The sequence below is a fragment of the Kitasatospora sp. NPDC092948 genome, assembly GCF_044754805.1.
GTDB lineage: Bacteria > Actinomycetota > Actinomycetes > Streptomycetales > Streptomycetaceae > Kitasatospora.
Window position 1 is genome coordinate 971,249 of record NZ_JBIVPU010000001.1, and the last position, 13,560, is coordinate 984,808.

The window sequence follows — 13,560 nt, forward strand, 5'->3', positions numbered from 1 at the left end:
GGGCCGTCAGGCGGCGCTGCGCCGCCGGCCGCGCGGGCGGCGCGGGTACGGGAACAGCCGCGGCCTGCGCTTCGCCGCCACGTCCTCGACCCAGCCGAACACCAGCACCAGCAGGGCCAGCAGCGGGATGCCGACCAGCAGGGTGAACCACTGGCTGGTCAGCAGCCACTTCAGATGCGCGTAGAAGAAGTCGACGTCCCACAGCCGGTCGATCAGCGGGACGGCCAGCACCAGCGCCGTCACGTGCCACAGGTAGACGCTGACGGCCCGCGAGTTCAGCAGGCTCACCAGGCCGTTCCAGCGTTCCAGCGGCGCGGGCCACTGCTCCCACGACGGGCTGACGTGCAGCAGCAGCGCGACGAAGCCGAACGACCACACCGCCTGGGCGATCGGCCAGGCCTCGATGTCGGTCGGCTGGGTCGGGTCGACCGGCCGGGTCTGCAGGTACCAGAAGCCCGCCACCATGATCAGCGGGGCGATCGACGGCAGCACGTACTGCGGGAGCTTCCGCAGCAGGCCCTCCTGGTGGGCCATGCCGAGGATCCAGCAGGAGCCGAACATCGCGAAGTCGTTGGCGGTCTCCCAGACCCGCGGGTAGATGAAGTCCTGGTCGGTGACGAACCCGTTCATGGCGATCACGACCGCCAGCGGGGTGAACAGCGTCACCACCGGGAAGCGCCGCAGGGCCTTCAGCATCAGCGGCGACAGCAGCACGTACCAGAGGTAGGCCCGCAGGTACCAGAGCGGCACCACCAGCTGGGTGGCCCAGCCGGACTCCAGGTGGCCGCCGAAGCCGTGCAGCCCGTCCGTCGCGTACGGGGGAGTGCTCAGCGGCAGCACCCAGAACGCCAGCTTCGCCCACCACCAGGTGGGGTGGCCGCCGTTGTGCGGGCCGTCGCCGTCGAGCACCTGCGCGGTGACCACGATCGCGCCGAACAGCCACATCGGCGGCAGCAGGCGGCGCAGTCGGCCGCGGATCACGCTCAGCGCGGGGCGGCTCAGCGAACGGGTCATCAGCGAGCCCGCCAGCGCGAACATCACGCCCATCGAGGGGAACAGCAGCGGCAGGAAGAACCAGCCGAAGTTGTGGTACAGCACCACCCGGACCAGCGCCAGGGCGCGCAGCAGGTCGAGGTAGCGGTCCCGGCCGCCCTTGCGGGGGGCCGGCGGCGGGTCGGCGGGCAGTTCCCGGCGCAGCTGCTCGGGGATCCGCAGCCGGATGGTGTCGCTCACGCTCAGGCCTCCACGGGGACGGCGACCTCGCCGGTGCGCCGGAGCTTCTGCCAGCGCAGCCGGCCACCGGTCAGCGCGGTGATCGTGGACTGCAGCAGGACGATGTACATCAGCTGCCGGTAGACCACCTGCTGGAGCGGCAGGCTGATCAGGTGCCAGGGCTTCTCGCGGTCGAGTCGGAAGGCGTACCAGGACAGCAGGCCCTGGAGCGCGATGAAGCCGCCCCAACTGGCCAGCGTGATCGGGGCGTCCGTGAACAGCACCCCGTACAGCAGGAACAGGTCGACCAGCGGCGCCAGCAGCGGGGCGACCACGCCGAACAGCACCACCATCGGCAGGCCGATCCGGCCGAAGCGGCCGGCCGGGCCGCGCGAGACCACGGCGCGGCGGTGCTTCCACATCGCCTGCATGGAGCCGTAGCTCCAGCGGTAGCGCTGCGACCACAGCTGCTGGAGGCTGGCGGGCGCCTCGGTCCAGGCGCGGGCGCGCTCGGCGTAGACCACCCGCCAGCCGGCGCAGAGCACGCCGATGGTGATGTCGGTGTCCTCGGCGAGGGTGTCGTCGCTCATCCCGCCGACCTGCCGCAGCGCCTCCTTGCGGAACGCGCCGACCGCGCCGGGAATGGTCGGGATGACGTTCAGCACGTCGTACATCCGGCGGTCCAGGTTGTGGCCGAGGACGTACTCGATGTGCTGCCAGGCGCCGATCAGGCTGTCCCGGTTGCCGACCTTGGCGTTGCCCGCGACCGCGCCGATCCGCGGATCGGCGAACGGCTGGACCAGTTCGCGCACCGTGGACGGCTCGAACACGGTGTCGCCGTCCATCATCACCACGATGTCGTACGAGGCGGCCGCGATACCGGCGTTGAGCGCGCTGGGCTTGCCGCCGTTGACCTTGCGGATCAGCCGGACGAACGGCAGGTCCATCTCCTCGACGATGTCCGCGGTGCCGTCCGTGGAGCCGTCGTCGATGACGATCACTTCGATCGGATAGTCGCTGGCCGCCAACGAGTTCAGGGTGTTGGCGATGCATTCGAGCTCGTTGTACGCGGGGACGAGCACGGTCACCGGCTCGGTGACGGGCGGCCCCCAGGCGTCCTGCCGCTTGGAGCGGCGGGCGTGGACCGGCGCGAGGACGATCATCAGCGCGAACCGGCCGAAGTTGAGGAAGCCGACCAGCGCCAGCAGCCCGACCAGCACCGGCAGGGTGTGCACCGAGAACTGGGTGGCCCAGATGAAGCCCTTGCCCGCCCACAGCTGGAAGCCGTGCACCGGCACCATCGCGGGGGTGGCGCCGAGCGCGTCGGAGATGGTGGTGAAGCGGTAGCCCTCGGCCTGGAGCTTGACGATGATCTGCTCCAGCGCGGCGACGGTCTCGGCGCGGTCGCCGCCCGCGTCGTGCAGCAGGACCAGCTCGCCCTCGCCGGGCTTGGCGGGCATCGCCGCCTTGACGATCGCGTCGACGCCCGGGCGCTTCCAGTCGTCGGTGTCGCGGTCGATGAACGCCGTCAGGTAGCCGTGCCCGCCCACGAACTGGATGACCGGATAGTTCCAGTCGTCCAGCGCCGTCGCCTCCGAGGAGTACGGCGGCCGGAACAGCGAGCTGTGCACGCCCGCGACGCCCGCCAGTGCCAGCTGGGTCTGCGCCAGCTCCCAGCTGATCCGGGCGTGCGACTGGTACACCAGGTCGGGGTGGGTGAAGGTGTGCAGCCCGATCTCGTGGCCGCCCGCGACGATCTGCCGGATCAGGTCCGGGTTGCGGGTGGTCATCGCGCCGGTCACGAAGAAGTCCGCGCGGATGTCGTGCGCCTTCAGCACGTCCAGGATCTTCGGCGTCCACTCCGGCGAGGGGCCGTCGTCGAAGCTCAGCACCACCGTCTTGTCGGGGATGCGGTAGCTGACGGGGTTCGCCTTCCTGTCCCCGCGGGCGTCGATGACCGGGCCGCCGTTCAGCAGGTTCTGCGGGACGGTGTCCTTGTCCACCGAGGTGGCGATCCGGGTGTCGTGGAACACCTCGTTGGTGGCCAGCCCGCGCAGCACCAGCAGCGCCAGCAGACAGGCCAGCAGCGACAGCGGCATGACGAAACGCAACGGCGGCGCGGCCAGTCGGCGCGGCCTCAGCAGGGACTGCCGCCGGCGCTGGTGGCGGGACAAATGGCGCTCCTGGAAAGGGTGGTACGAACGGATCAGGGGTGCTCGGTCGACCTGGTCGGGGCTGCTCGGTCGATCCGGTCAGGGGTGCTTGGTCGACTTCCCCGAGGGCGACGCCCCGTGCGTCCCGGTGCTGGGCTTCGAGCCGCCGGTGGAGGTGCCCGGCTTGGGCGAGGTGGAGCGCGCGGGCGTCCCGGACGGCGACGGCGACGGGGACGCGGACGGCGACGCGGAGGGGGCGGCCGACGGGACCGCGGCCGGCGCGGGCCGCGCCGGGATCTCCATCGCCGGGGCGTCCGCCTGAACGCCGATCAGACTGCCGCCCATCGCGACGGCGAGCACCGCGCCCACCAGCGAAACGGGCCAGCCGAGCCCGCGCAGCAGCCGGCCGCGCAGCCCCGACTCGTCGACGAACACCGCTTCGGGCGGCGGCTCGACGAACACGGCTTCGGGAAGCGGCTCCTGGGCCTCCGGGCCGAGAGTGCCGGGCAGCGGCGGGTGCTCCGATCCGCGCTCGGAGGAAGGCATGGCAGAGCGCACCGAGCGGAGCCTTTCGGAGCAGGGAATCGCGAGGGTGAAGACCGCGGGAGCGTAACTCGAACGCTAGTGCACCGACCTGGGACGAATTGGGCTCGATGTCCAGTTTCGACGCGTTCCGAGTCAGGGTTGTAATCGGATCGAGACCCCTACCGGCGCGTACGGGGTTTGAACCCGTGCACGGATTGTCGGCCGGCGCTCAGGTCCGCCCGCCCGGCCGTCCCCGCGGCAGGGCGCCGGCCGGCCCCGGTTAGGATGACCGCCTCCGACCGGTCGTCGATCCCCGCGCAGCCGCTGTGTTCCCGGTGACGCCGCTGCGCCCCAAGGAGCTTGTGTGCGCCAGTCCCACCGCTTTCCCCGCCCTCGCGCGTGGAGCGTGATCACGCTGCCGACCCTGCTGTGTGCGCTCGTCGCGTGCAACGGCGACCCCGCCGACAGCGGGGACTCCGGAGCGAAGGGCGCGTCGGCCGCCAAGGCGTCACCGACCCCGACCGGGCCGCCGGGAACCCTGTTCGACACCTTCAAGTACAGCGGCCCCGACGACCCGGCCCTCGCCGCGCACGGCTGGCAGGTCCGGGACGGCGGCGGCGGCCCGGGCGTCAAGGACACCTGGACCACCGCCGGCGCCGCCTTCCTGGAGGACCAGAGCGCCCAGGGCGGCCGGGCGCTCCAGCTGCGGTCGTCCACCGACGGCACCAAGCAGGGCACCAAGCAGGTCGAGGTGCAGAGCACCGGCACCAACCTGTTCCACGGGACCTTCGCCGCCCGGATCTACTTCAGCGACAAGCCCTCGTCCGGCCGCACCGGCGACCACGTGGTGCAGACCTTCTTCCCGATCTCGTCCTCGGACGACTCGGCGAACTACAGCGAACTCGACTTCGAGTACCTGCCGAACGGCGGCTGGGGCTCGCCGGGCCCGAAGCTCGACACCACCAGCTGGTTCAAGGCCGACCCGCCGGACCGGGTCACCCGGGCGACCAAGCAGCGACTGGAGGGCTGGCACACCGTGGTGATCACCGCCACGGAGGGGAAGGCCGCCTACTCGCTGGACGGCAAGGAGCTGTTCACCAGCACCGGCAAGTACGTCGCGCGCGAGAACGTGGACATCCACTTCAGCAACTGGTTCATCGATCTGATGCCCTCGGTCGGCGGCCCGCGCAGCTGGGACATGAAGGTCAACTGGTTCTACTACAAGGCCGACCAGGTGCTCTCCCCGGCGGAGGTCCAGCAGACCGTGGACGGCTTCTACGGCGCGGGCACCGACTACGTCAACACCCTGCCGAAGTCCTGACCGGAGCACGTGGAAGGGCCCGGCCGACGGAATGTCGTCGGCCGGGCCCGCTGCCGTTCGGCTGTGACGGAGCGTCAGTGCTGAGCGGGGATGATCGTGGTCAGCCAGGTGAAGACGCCCGGGACCAGCTGCTTCCAGACGTCGCTGCTGTGCGGGCCGGTGGTCTCCTGCGTGGTCACCGTGGTCGGCGCCTTGGCGGCGGCCTTCAGCGCCTCGCCGCCCTCCAGGCCGTCGCCCTTGTTGCCGGTGACGTACAGCGCGACCTTCGGCGGGGTCTTGGCGCCCTTCAGGATGTTCAGCGGGTTGTTGACCTCCCGCAGGTGCGGGTCCTTCGCGGTCAGCGAATTGGCCTCGCCGGCCGGGTCGTTGTAGCCGGAGAGGCTGATGCCGGCCCGGAACCGGTCCGGGTGCTCCAGCGCCAGCTTGGCCGCGCAGTGCCCGCCCGCCGAGTAGCCGGCCACCGCCCAGCGGTCGGCCGAGGCATCCACCCGGAAGTTGTCCAGCACCATCTGCGGCACGTCCCTGGTCAGCCAGCTGTCGGCGTTGACCTTGCCCGGGACGTCCGCGCAGCCGGTGTCGACGGAGTCGCCCAGCAGGTTGGTGCGCGGCGAGACCAGGATGAACGGGGCGACCTGCCCGCTCTGCATCATCGGCTTCAGCTGGTCGGAGACCTTCAGGGTGCCGAACCAGGTCTTCGAGGAGCCCGGCCAGCCCGGCAGCAGCTCGACCACCGGGAAGGTCTTGTCCTTGTACGCCGGGTCGTTGTACTGCGGCGGCAGCCACACCAGGACCTCGCCGTCGACGCCGGAGACCGCGCCCTTCAGGTCGGTGGTCTGCACGTCGTTCGGCACCTTCGGGTCGCCGACCGGCTTGAACTGCTGGATCACCTTGGCGCGCCCCGGCTTGGAGTCGTTGCCCGCGCCGCCGGCCCCGGCCTCGGCCTGCACGTTCGGCACCGCGCGGACGTGGTTGCCGGTGCCCAGCAGGTCGTCCCAGTTGCCGTAGATCAGGTTGGCGTTGTTCACCATGACGAACACCGTGGTCACCGCGGTGATCTGGCAGAACAGCAGCATCACGATCCGGGACAGCACCTGGACCGGCTGCGGGCCGCGGACCCGGCCCCACAGCAGCAGCGCGACCGCGATCGAGATCGGCACCAGGATGATCGTCAGAATAAGAAAAGGGGTGCCTGTCAGCTGCATCGGGTCTCTCGAATCGGGTCGTCCGGCCGTCCGGGGCAGGAATCCCCCGGTTCGCGCATCACACTTGTCAGACTGCGTCAAACACACGATCAGTTGCTGGCGACACCCGCAGAAACCTGAGAGGAACATCACGTTTTCGTGAGAATCCGCTGTGCGTTCGCGGCCTAGTCTGCCAGCTCGTCCGGACCCCTCCCGCACCAGCCCGCAGCTTTTACCGAAACCAGGAGCAATCATTCCGTGACCAGTGCCAACGGCCCCGCCCGCCCCGCCCTGCCCAGCCTGCTGGGCCTCGGCCCGCGCGCCGAACGCCGCCGCCGCACCCTGCCCGCCGGAGTGCTGCGGCTGCCCACCATCGGGGTGGACATCGGCGGCACCAAGGTGGTCGCCGGAGTGGTCGACGGCGAGGGCCGCATCCTGGAGCGGCTGCGCACCGAGACGCCCGACAAGAGCAAGAGCCCCAAGGTGGTCGAGGACGTCATCGTCGACCTGGTGCTGCAGCTGGCCGACAAGCACGACGTCCACGCGGTCGGCGTCGGCGCGGCCGGCTGGGTCGACTCCGAACGCTCCACCGTGCTGTTCGCCCCGCACCTGAACTGGCGCAACGAACCCCTCCAGGAGGCGCTCAGCTCCCGGCTGCGGTTCCCCGTGGTGGTCGAGAACGACGCCAACGCCGCCGCCTGGGCCGAGTGGCGGTTCGGCGCCGGCCGCGGCGAGGACCACATGGTGATGATCACCCTCGGCACCGGCATCGGCGGCGCGCAGGTCCGCGACGGGTACGTGGACCGCGGCAAGCACGGCCTGGCCGGCGAGTTCGGCCACATGCAGGTGGTGCCCGGCGGCCACCGCTGCCCGTGCGGCAACCGCGGCTGCTGGGAGCAGTACTCCTCCGGCAACGCCCTGGTCCGCGAGGCCCGCGAACTCGCCGCCGAGGAGTCCCCGGTGGTGCAGCCGCTGCTCGCCCGGGCCGGCGGCAGCCCGCTCGGCATCACCGGCCCGCTGGTCACCGAGGCCGCCCGCGAGGGCGACCCGGTCGCCGTCGAACTGCTCTACGAGGTCGGCCGCTGGCTGGGCGTCGGCATCGCCAACCTGGCCGCCGCGCTCGACCCCGGCCGCTTCGTCGTCGGCGGCGGCGTCAGCGAGGCCGGCGACCTGCTGCTCGGCCCCGCCCAGGACGCGTTCCGCCGCACCCTCACCGGCCGCGGCTTCCGCCCCGAGGCCGAGATCGTGCACGCCGCGCTCGGCAACGAGGCCGGCCTGGTCGGCGCGGCCGACCTGGCCCGGCAGGTGGCCCGGCGGTTCCGCACCGTCAAGCGGCGGCGGGTGGAGCGCGCCGCGAGTCGCTGACGCGCCGTCGGGGGCCGCCGGCGGTGCGCGAGGCTCGGGCGGAGTCGATCTGACGATCCGACAGGCGCGATGACATGTGCGGCAGTTGGCCGAAGGTGTTGTTGTCGGGTGCACGGCGGGTGTGGGAGAACGGGAGACCGATGCCGTCCCAGGGAGGCCGTATGAGACCCCTCGTCCGTCTCGTCCCCGCACTCGCACTCGTCACCGGACTGCTCTGCACCGCCGCACCCGCCCAGGCCGACCAGACCGCCGCCGCGAAACAGCCGGAGGCGATCGGCCGGGGCGGGGCGGTGACCAGCGTGGACGCCGACGCCACCGCCGCCGGGCTGGAGGTGCTGCGACGCGGAGGCAATGCCGTGGACGCCGCCGTCGCCACCGCCGCCGCCCTCGGCGTCACCGAGCCGTACTCGGCCGGCATCGGCGGCGGCGGATACTTCGTCTACTACGACGCCCGGACCGGAAAGGTCACCACCCTCGACGGGCGGGAGACCGCCTCCCGAACCGCCGACACCTCACTGTTCCTGGAGAACGGGCAGCCGCTGGCCTTCAACGACGCCGTCACCAGCGGCCTGTCCGTCGGCGTCCCCGGCACCGCCGCCACCTGGGAGCAGGCGCTGCGCCGCTGGGGCACCCGCGACCTCGCCGAGGTGCTGAAGCCGGCCGAGCGGATCGCCGACCGCGGCTTCACCGTCGACCAGACCTTCCAGGACCAGACCGCCCTCAACCAGGACCGGTTCAAGGACTTCCCGGCCACCCGCGCACTGTTCCTGCCGGGCGGCAAGCTGCCCGCCGTCGGCTCCACCCTGCGCAACCCCGACCTCGCCGCCACCTACCGGGAGCTGGGGCGGGGCGGAACCGCCGCGCTGTACCGCGGCCCGATCGGCGCGGACATCGTCCGCACCCTCCAGCACCCGCCCGTCGACCCCGCCTCCGGCCGCAACGCCCGCCCCGGGAAGGTCGACGCCGCGGACCTGGCGGCCTATCAGGTCCGGCAGCAGGACCCGACCCACGTGAACTACCGGGGCCTGGACGTGTACGGCATCGCCCCGTCCTCCTCCGGCGGGACGACCGTCGGTGAGGCGCTGAACATCCTCGGGACGAGCAACCCGGCCGATCCCGTCCAGTACGACCACCGCTTCCTGGAGGCCAGCCGGATCGCCTTCGCCGACCGCAACCGCTGGGTCGGCGACCCGGGCTTCGTCCAGGTGCCGACCCGTCAACTGCTCGACCCGGCCTACGCCAAGTCCCGGGCCTGCCTGATCGACCCGAAGCACGCGCTGACCAGCCCGCTCGCCCCCGGCGACCCGTACCACCCGGCGGCCTGCGCGGGCAGCGGACAGCCGGTCGCCGAACCGTACGAGGGGCAGAGCACCACCCACCTGACGGTCGCCGACCGGTGGGGCAACGTGGTCGCCTACACCCTGACCATCGAACAGACCGGCGGCAGCGGCATCACCGTGCCCGGCCGAGGCTTCCTGCTCAACAACGAGCTGACCGACTTCAACTTCACCCCGCTCACCCCGGGCGTCCCCGACCCCAACCTGCCCGGGCCCGCCAAGCGCCCGCGCTCCTCGATCTCCCCGACCATCGTGCTGAAGGGCGGCAAGCCGTTCCTGGCGGTCGGCTCGCCCGGCGGCGCCACCATCATCACCACCGTGCTGCAGGTCCTCACCGGGCGGATCGACCGCGGCCTGACGCTGGAACAGGCCATCGCCGCGCCCCGGGCCAGCCAGCGCAACACCGCCGCCACCCAGGCCGAGCCGGCCTTCCTCGCCTCGCCCGAGGCGGCGAAACTCCAGGCCATGGGCCACGTGTTCAGCGCCACCCCGGAGATCGGCGCCGCCACCGGCATCGAACGGCTCCCCGACGGCCGCTGGCTGGCCGCCGCCGAGCCCGTCCGCCGGGGCGGGGGGTCGGCCGCCGTGGTGCACCCCTCGCGTTAGGGCCGCTGTGCGGCCGGCCGGTCCGACGGACTGTCGGGTCGGCCGGCCGATCCGGGCAATCCGATGGACGCGAACTTCCCGGGCCGCCATGATCGTTCGGTGATCACATCCCGACGCTTCGTCAACGTTCTGGCCGCCCCGCTGCTCGTCACGGCCCTGGCATCCTGCACCAGCACCTCGCCCGCCGCATCCCCGGCGCCCGCCGCCTCCGCGCCTGCGGTCTCCCCGTCCGCGTCCCGGTCCCCGTCCCCGTCCGCGGCCGTCTCCGCCGCCGAGGCCGGCGAGCAGCTGAAGAAGCACCGCGCGGCCGGACCGGCGGGGGCCGAGTACTCGGCCGACAACGGGGTCGTCGATCTGGCCGCCACGGTGAACGTCCTGCTCGGCTCGGAGGCGGGGGCGGACGACAAGGCCGACATGAAGGGCCGGCTCACCCGGGCCGGCTTCGTCGTGGGGCTCCGCCACTCCTGGACCGCCCCGGACGGGAGTGCGGCCGACACCCTGCTGCTGCGCTTCTCCGCCGACGCCGGCGCCGAGAGCATGGCGGGCGCGCTGGCCGAGGGCCTGAAGAGTTCTCACCCCGACACCGCCTTCAGCAACCCCGGCACGCGGGCCACCGGCGTCGTCCTCAACACCCCCGACGACAAGGGCAAGGCGTGCGTCGTACAGGTCGCCCCGCACGGCGACGCCGTCGTCCTGATGAACTACTACACCCCCGCAACCCCCGACAAGAAGACCGCCGGGCTCCAGTTCGACAACCAGCTCGGCGCCCTGCCGACCCCCGGACTGCCCTGGCAGTAGGGCCTGTCCGGCCGGGCGTTGTCGGCGCCGGGCGGTATGTTCGGACGGGGTGAGCGGCCTGTCGCCGTGCGCCCCGTCCGTCCGCACCGCCGAGGGAAGGCCGCCGTGACCGTCCGCATCGCCACCTGGAACATCAACTCCGTCACCGCCCGGCTGCCCAAGCTGCTGGAGTGGCTGGAGTCCGCCAAGCCGGACGTGCTCTGCCTGCAGGAACTCAAGTGCAGCACCGAGGCGTTCCCCGCCGAGGCGATCGGCGAGCTCGGCTACGAGAGCGCCGCGCACGGCACCGGCCGGTGGAACGGCGTCGCCGTGCTGTCCCGGATCGGCCTGGAGGACGTGGTCCGCGACCTGCCCGGCCAGCCCGGCTACCTCGCCGAGGACGCCATGCTCCCGGTGGTCGAGCCGCGCGCCGTCGGCGCGACCTGCGGCCCCGTCCGGGTCTGGTCGGTGTACGTGCCCAACGGCCGCGAGGTCGGCCACGCGCACTACCGCTACAAGCTGGAGTGGCTGGCCGCGCTGCGCGACGCCGTCCGCGAGGACGCGGCGGGCGAGCGCCCGTTCGCCGTCCTCGGCGACTACAACATCGCCCCCACCGACGCCGACGTCTTCGACATCGCCGCCTTCGAGGGCCTCACCCACGTCACCGAGCCCGAGCGCGCCGCGCTGACGGCCCTTCAGGAGATCGGCCTGCAGGACGTGATCCCGCGCCCGCTCAAGTACGACCACCCCTACACCTACTGGGACTACCGCCAGCTGGCGTTCCCGAAGAACCGCGGCATGCGGATCGACCTGACGTACGCCAACAAGCCGTTCGCGGACGCGGTCTCGGACAGCTACGTGGACCGCGAGGCCCGCAAGGGCAAGGGGACGTCGGACCACGCGCCGGTGGTGGTCGACCTGGACCTCTGAGCCTCCGTCAGGAGAGGAGAGCGGAGATGAACCCCAGTGTGAGGTTGTTCAGCACCGAATTGGTGTTGACGTAGTCCAGGCCCGCCCAGGTGTACACGGCGACGGCCAGCACCTGGAGCGGGTCGGGCTCCACCGGCATCCAGCCGTCGGAGCGCGCCACGGTCCGCCCGCCCTCCAGGAGTTCGGCGCGGACCAGCCCGCGGCGGACGAAGCACAGCGTGCGGTCGTCGGTGCGGAACTCCACGAAGCGGCCGGAGCGCAGCAGGTGGCGGCCGCGGGCACGGATGTGCAGTTCGGCGCCGTCGAAGGTGCCGACGATGCCTCGGCGCGCCAGTTTGGCGGTGTGGTGGCCGGGGTGCCCGAACCCGGGCAGCTCGGCCAGCGGGCGGCCGTCGAGCTCCACCCGCCAGCGCTCGGTCCGGTCGGTGTACAGCTTCGCAGGCTCCCGGTGCAGCGTCAGTTCACCGAGCTGCGTGGCGACCGACGCTCCGTCCGGCCGCATCGTGCTGAACTCCACCGAGTCGTCCCCCTGTTCATGGATTCCCAGGTCAAGGCTAGTGGGTGGACATCCCTGCGTCGGTACTCTCTGAGTGTATAGACGTGGAGTACACCCTCGGCGTACCCTCTCGATCATGAGCGTTCCACTCACCCTGCTCGGGCTCCTCGAACGCGAGCCCAGCCACGGCTACGACCTCAAGCGGGACTACGACGCCATCTTCGGCCGCGGAAAACCGCTGCCCTTCGGCCAGGTCTACGCGACCCTCGGCCGGCTCGCCCGGGACGGGAAGGTCGTCGTCGGCGAACCCGAGGCCGGCGACGGACCCGACCGCAAGCGCTACGTCATCACCGAGGCCGGCGCCACCGAGTTCGAGGACTGGCTGCGCGAACCCGTCGCCGCCGAACCCCACCTGCAGACCGTGCTGTTCAGCAAGGTCGTGCTCGCCCTGATGCTCGGCCGCGACGCCGAGCTCTACCTCGACACCCAGCGCTCCGCCCACCTGAAGCGGATGCGCGAACTCACCGAGATCAAGCGCTCCGGCAGCCTGGTCGACGCACTCCTCGCCGACCACGGCCTGTTCCACCTGGAGTCCGACCTGCGCTGGATCGACCTGACCGCCGCCCGACTCGACGCCCTCGCCGCAGAGGTGGCCGAGCGATGACCGAACCCCTGCTCCACGCCCACGACGTCACCCTCGCCTTCGGCGAGACCCCCGCCCTGCGCGGCGCCGAACTCGAGGTCGACGCCGGTGAGATCCTCGCCATCATGGGCCCCAGCGGCTCCGGCAAATCCACCCTGCTGCACTGCCTGGCCGGCATCCTCACCCCCGACAGCGGCGAGATCCGGTTCGACGGCCGCCGGATCGACCACCTCGGCGAACAGGAACGCAGCGCGCTGCGCCGCGACAGCTTCGGCTTCGTCTTCCAGTTCGGCCAACTGGTACCCGAGTTGACGGCGGAGGAGAACGTCGCCCTGCCACTGCTGCTCGGCGGCGTCCGCCGTGCGCCCGCCCTCCAGCGCGCCCGCAGCTGGTTCCCCAGACTCGGACTGGACGGCCTGGAGGCCCGCCGCTCCGGCGAACTGTCGGGAGGTCAGGCCCAGCGCGTCGCCCTCGCCCGCGGACTGGTCGCCGAACCGCGCGTCCTGTTCGCCGACGAACCCACCGGCGCACTCGACTCCCTGACCGGCGAACAGGTGATGGACCTGCTGGTCGGCTGCGCCCGCGAACAGGGCACCACCGTCGTCCTGGTCACCCACGAGGCCCGGATCGCCGCCTACGCCGACCGCGAGGCGATCGTCCGCGACGGCCGCGCCACCTCGATGAGCGGACGGCCGACCTCATGAGGGAGTTCGGCATGCTGCGGCTCGGACTGCGACTGGCCGTCAGCGGCGGACGCGAGGCGATCGTCCGCCTGGCCATCACCGCCGGCGCCGTCGCCATCGGCGTGGGCCTGCTCCTCACCACCCTCGCCGCGATCAACGGCGTCCACGCCCAGAACGCGCGCAACGCATGGCTGAACACGCCGTTCGTCAACCGCCTCCCCACGAGCGGTTCCGGCGACGGGCCGACGGGCGCCTCCGGCGGTACGGGGAGCGGGAGTTCCGCCTCCGGCGGGGCAGGATTAGGGAGTTCGGCGAGCCCGGGGACCGTCAC

At 71.9% G+C, this 13,560-nt stretch carries 12 protein-coding genes; 7 read left to right on the plus strand and 5 right to left on the minus strand.

Going from position 1 to position 13,560, the window contains the following annotated elements:
• Positions 1–6: 6 nt before the first annotated feature.
• The 3 genes from ACIQF6_RS03955 to ACIQF6_RS03965 form a co-directional block, all read right to left on the minus strand.
• Positions 7–1,233 carry an acyltransferase gene (locus tag ACIQF6_RS03955; protein WP_400889785.1) on the minus strand — a complete coding sequence of 409 codons (1,227 nt, stop codon included), beginning with the start codon at positions 1,231–1,233 and terminating at the stop codon, positions 7–9.
• Positions 1,234–1,235: 2 nt separating this feature from the next.
• A complete protein-coding gene (locus ACIQF6_RS03960) occupies positions 1,236–3,323 on the minus strand; it encodes a bifunctional polysaccharide deacetylase/glycosyltransferase family 2 protein (protein ID WP_400890113.1) in 2,088 nt (695 codons plus the stop codon).
• A gap of 141 nt (positions 3,324–3,464) precedes the next feature.
• Entirely contained in the window at positions 3,465–3,911 is a 447-nt protein-coding gene (locus ACIQF6_RS03965) for a hypothetical protein (protein ID WP_400889787.1), read from the minus strand.
• Between the two features lie 385 nt (positions 3,912–4,296).
• Between ACIQF6_RS03965 and ACIQF6_RS03970 the strand changes: the two genes are divergently transcribed.
• On the plus strand, positions 4,297–5,211 hold the full coding sequence (locus tag ACIQF6_RS03970) for a glycoside hydrolase family 16 protein (RefSeq protein ID WP_400889789.1): 915 nt from the start codon (positions 4,297–4,299) through the stop codon (positions 5,209–5,211).
• Between the two features lie 74 nt (positions 5,212–5,285).
• On the opposite strand, the gene ACIQF6_RS03975 is transcribed toward ACIQF6_RS03970, so the two are convergent.
• The gene (locus tag ACIQF6_RS03975; RefSeq protein WP_400889791.1) at positions 5,286–6,413 is read right to left on the minus strand and encodes an alpha/beta hydrolase; all 1,128 of its coding nucleotides are present in this window, start codon (positions 6,411–6,413) and stop codon (positions 5,286–5,288) included.
• 279 nt (positions 6,414–6,692) lie between these two features.
• Here ACIQF6_RS03975 and ACIQF6_RS03980 point away from each other — a divergent pair, with 279 nt between their 5' ends.
• The 4 genes from ACIQF6_RS03980 (at position 6,693) to ACIQF6_RS03995 (ending at position 11,407) form a co-directional block, all read left to right on the plus strand.
• Entirely contained in the window at positions 6,693–7,757 is a 1,065-nt protein-coding gene (locus ACIQF6_RS03980; RefSeq protein WP_400890115.1) for an ROK family glucokinase, read from the plus strand.
• 161 nt (positions 7,758–7,918) lie between these two features.
• On the plus strand, positions 7,919–9,700 hold the full coding sequence (ggt, locus tag ACIQF6_RS03985; RefSeq protein WP_400889793.1) for a gamma-glutamyltransferase: 1,782 nt from the start codon (positions 7,919–7,921) through the stop codon (positions 9,698–9,700).
• Positions 9,701–9,799: 99 nt separating this feature from the next.
• On the plus strand, positions 9,800–10,498 hold the full coding sequence (locus ACIQF6_RS03990; protein WP_400889795.1) for a hypothetical protein: 699 nt from the start codon (positions 9,800–9,802) through the stop codon (positions 10,496–10,498).
• Between the two features lie 105 nt (positions 10,499–10,603).
• On the plus strand, positions 10,604–11,407 hold the full coding sequence (locus ACIQF6_RS03995) for an exodeoxyribonuclease III (protein ID WP_400889797.1): 804 nt from the start codon (positions 10,604–10,606) through the stop codon (positions 11,405–11,407).
• 7 nt (positions 11,408–11,414) lie between these two features.
• Here the strand turns inward: ACIQF6_RS03995 and ACIQF6_RS04000 are convergent, their stop codons facing one another.
• The gene (locus ACIQF6_RS04000) at positions 11,415–11,924 is read right to left on the minus strand and encodes a hypothetical protein (protein WP_400889798.1); all 510 of its coding nucleotides are present in this window, start codon (positions 11,922–11,924) and stop codon (positions 11,415–11,417) included.
• A gap of 115 nt (positions 11,925–12,039) precedes the next feature.
• Here ACIQF6_RS04000 and ACIQF6_RS04005 point away from each other — a divergent pair, with 115 nt between their 5' ends.
• Entirely contained in the window at positions 12,040–12,567 is a 528-nt protein-coding gene (locus tag ACIQF6_RS04005) for a helix-turn-helix transcriptional regulator (protein ID WP_400889800.1), read from the plus strand.
• Positions 12,564–13,250, plus strand: a complete 687-nt coding sequence (locus ACIQF6_RS04010; RefSeq protein WP_400889802.1) for an ABC transporter ATP-binding protein — start codon at positions 12,564–12,566, stop codon at positions 13,248–13,250. The genes ACIQF6_RS04005 and ACIQF6_RS04010 overlap by 4 nt, the downstream gene beginning before the upstream one ends.
• The last annotated feature ends 310 nt before the right edge of the window (positions 13,251–13,560 follow it).

Excerpts from the sequence above, each read along its gene's own strand:
- ACIQF6_RS03965 (WP_400889787.1), bottom strand. The coding sequence starts at position 3,911 with ATGCCTTCCTCCGAGCGCGGATCGGAGCACCCGCCGCTGCCCGGCACT.
- ggt (WP_400889793.1), top strand. The coding sequence starts at position 7,919 with ATGAGACCCCTCGTCCGTCTCGTCCCCGCACTCGCACTCGTCACCGGA.
- ACIQF6_RS03975 (WP_400889791.1), bottom strand. The coding sequence starts at position 6,413 with ATGCAGCTGACAGGCACCCCTTTTCTTATTCTGACGATCATCCTGGTG.
- ACIQF6_RS04010 (WP_400889802.1), top strand. The coding sequence starts at position 12,564 with ATGACCGAACCCCTGCTCCACGCCCACGACGTCACCCTCGCCTTCGGC.
- ACIQF6_RS04005 (WP_400889800.1), top strand. The coding sequence starts at position 12,040 with ATGAGCGTTCCACTCACCCTGCTCGGGCTCCTCGAACGCGAGCCCAGC.